We start from the raw sequence: 2,662 nt of genomic DNA, 5'->3' as shown, positions 1-2,662 counted from the left end.
GCTGTTTCGATGTCGGGAGTTCGGGCAGTTATCGATCGATTGCAAGGATCGATCGCACCCCATCAAATCATCGTTACCGCAACCAAAGGATTGGATGCTCAAACCAATTGTACGCCAGCAAAGTTATGGCAGACGGCATTTCCACACAATCCGATTGTGGTCTTATCTGGCCCTAATTTGTCCCTAGAAATCCAGCAAGGCTTACCAGCAGCAACGGTAATTGCTGCCGATGATGCGGTGGCTGCTACTAAAATTCAAGGGATATTTTCTTCACCACAATTTCGAGTTTATACTAATGACGATCCGATCGGCGTGGAGATTGCCGGGACAGTCAAAAATGTCATTGCGATCGCGGCTGGTACCTGCGACGGTTTAAACTTAGGAAATAATGCTAAATCGGCACTATTGACGCGAGGATTGGCAGAAATTATTCGGATCGGTCAATATTGGGGTGGTAAAACCGAAACCTTTTATGGATTATCTGGTTTGGGCGACTTATTGGCAACTTGTAATAGTCCGCTCAGTCGAAATTATCAGGTGGGTTATGGATTAGCTCAAGGTAAAACTCTCAGTGAAGTTTTAGCTACTCTTCAAGGTACTGCGGAAGGGATAAATACAACCAAAGTATTGAGCCAAGTTGCCAGCAAAAATCAAATTTATATGCCGATTACCGTACTAGTCGATCGCTTGCTGCAAGGTCAGATTACCGCACCAGAAGCAATCGTGGCATTGATGTCTCGCGATCGCAAATCAGAGTATTAAGTTAGGGAATAGGGGATAGGGGATAGCTATTAGTCTACAGCTAAAAACCAAGTTTTATAATCGACAATTAAAATTCTCTTAACTCTAGATTCAATCCCTATTCCCTATCCCCTATTCCCTAATCTCTACAATGGAAGATACTCTAAATTTAGCAGATGCGATCGCGAGTTTTAATACGATGCAGTCCGAGCGAAACTATCAGCAAGCGCGGGATACTTTGCGGCGGATGTTAGTCAATTTGGATCTCAGCCAACGCGAAAGATCTGGTTTAGAATCAGAGATTGCCGAATTGAGTGAGATGTTAATCAAACTCGATCGAGCGGTGTTTCAAGTTGCTGTTTTTGGGATGGTGGGACGCGGTAAATCTTCGCTATTAAATGCCTTAATCGGGCAAGCAGTATTTGCAGCAGGTGTCCTGCATGGCGTGACGCAAGAGCGCCAGCAAGTAGTGTGGGAAGTCGATAATTGGCAGGATGCTTTCGATCTGGATAAAGATACTCCCGATACTTTACATGAAGCGATCGAATTTATCGATACGCCAGGGATTGATGAAGTTGATGGCGAAGAAAGACAGTTACTCGCTGGGGAAATTGCGCGGCAAGCAGATTTGATTTTGTTTGTCATTGCTGGCGATATCACCGAACTCGAATTGAAGACGCTTTCTCAGCTTAGAAGTGCGGGAAAACCGATGTTATTAGTATTTAATAAAGTCGATCTGTATCCCGATCGCGATAAGCTGAATATCTATGCCAAAATTCGGGATGAGCGCGTGCGCGAAATTCTCAGTCCCGATGAGATTGTCATGGTAGCCGCCGCACCGTTAGTAGTACGGGCTAGCGAGCGGGAAGATGGCAGTATGGGGGTAAGTTATCATCCGAGTACCCCTCAAGTCGCTGCTCTCAAATCGCGGATCGTCGAAATCTTACAGCGGGAAGGTAAATCGCTAGCAGCACTCAATGCTATGCTAGCAGCCGATCGCATCCAAAAACAGACGCTCGATCTCAAGATGGATAGTCGCGAGGAAGCAGCTAATGATATTATCTGGCAATTTGTGATGGCTAAAGCGATCGCAGTTGCTCTCAACCCACTCACAGCGGCAGATATCATCGGTGGTGTCGCCATCGATATCGCGATGGTAATTCGCCTATCCAAATTATATGGGATTCCGATGACTCGATCTGGTGCCACCAAGCTCCTTCAGAGCATTTTAATGGGCATGGGCGGCATCACTATTAGTGAATCGATCGCTAAACTCGGTTTGAGCGGCATCAAGGGCTTGCTGGCGCTGGTAGCCCCCGCTACAGGCGGTATTAGTATCGCACCCTACACGGCGATCGCCCTCACTCAAGCTAGTATTGCTGGCGTCTCCACCTATACCATCGGACAAGTTACCAAAACTTACCTAACTAATGGTGCTTCTTGGGGTGAGGATAGCCCTAAAGCCGTCATTACTCAAATTCTTGTTACCATTGATGAACACTCGATCGTCGATCGGATCAAGCAGGAATTAGGAATTAGGCTTTAGGCTTTAGGCTTTAGGGGATAAGAAGAACGCGGGCGTTCTAGAGTAGAAAATCCAATATTTAGAAGCAAAAATCAACACCTAAAATTCGATCGTTAAATCTGAATCCAAATCTAACCCCTAAAGCCCAAAACCTAAAGTCTAAAGCCCACTTCCTAACCCCTAAAGCCCAAAGCCTAAAGCCTAAAGCCCAATCCCAAAAGATGCCTACTTTTGAACAATCAATTCAGATCAAAGCAAGTGCCACAGCCGTAGATAAATGTATCACCGATTTAGATTTGATGCAGCGATGGCTCAATCCGCTGCTCAAATGCGAACCGCTAGGAGAGTGGCGCACTAGTGTCGGTAGTAAAAGTAAATTTACCATTCAAATTCCGG

At 45.7% G+C, this 2,662-nt stretch carries 3 protein-coding genes; all 3 read left to right on the top strand.

Going from position 1 to position 2,662, the window contains the following annotated elements; genetic code table 11:
* Positions 1 to 762 (top strand): NAD(P)H-dependent glycerol-3-phosphate dehydrogenase (locus RMO52_RS17115; RefSeq protein WP_310416582.1); only part of this gene is annotated, 762 nt, incomplete at its 5' end.
* Positions 763 to 892: 130 nt separating this feature from the next.
* Positions 893 to 2,287 carry a GTP-binding protein gene (locus RMO52_RS17110; protein WP_310416579.1) on the top strand — a complete coding sequence of 465 codons (1,395 nt, stop codon included), beginning with the start codon at positions 893 to 895 and terminating at the stop codon, positions 2,285 to 2,287.
* 200 nt (positions 2,288 to 2,487) lie between these two features.
* A partial coding sequence (locus RMO52_RS17105; protein WP_310416587.1) for an SRPBCC family protein occupies positions 2,488 to 2,662 on the top strand: 175 nt, incomplete at its 3' end.

Origin of the sequence: Chamaesiphon sp. OTE_8_metabat_110, from assembly GCF_031382685.1 — a bacterium.
Taxonomy (GTDB): Bacteria; Cyanobacteriota; Cyanobacteriia; order Cyanobacteriales; family Chamaesiphonaceae; genus Chamaesiphon.
This window is presented reverse-complemented; position numbering and strand designations above follow the sequence as displayed.

What these genes read in the sequence shown, in the direction of transcription:
- RMO52_RS17110 (WP_310416579.1), top strand. Translation starts at nt 893, where the DNA reads ATGGAAGATACTCTAAATTTAGCAGATGCGATCGCGAGTTTTAATACG.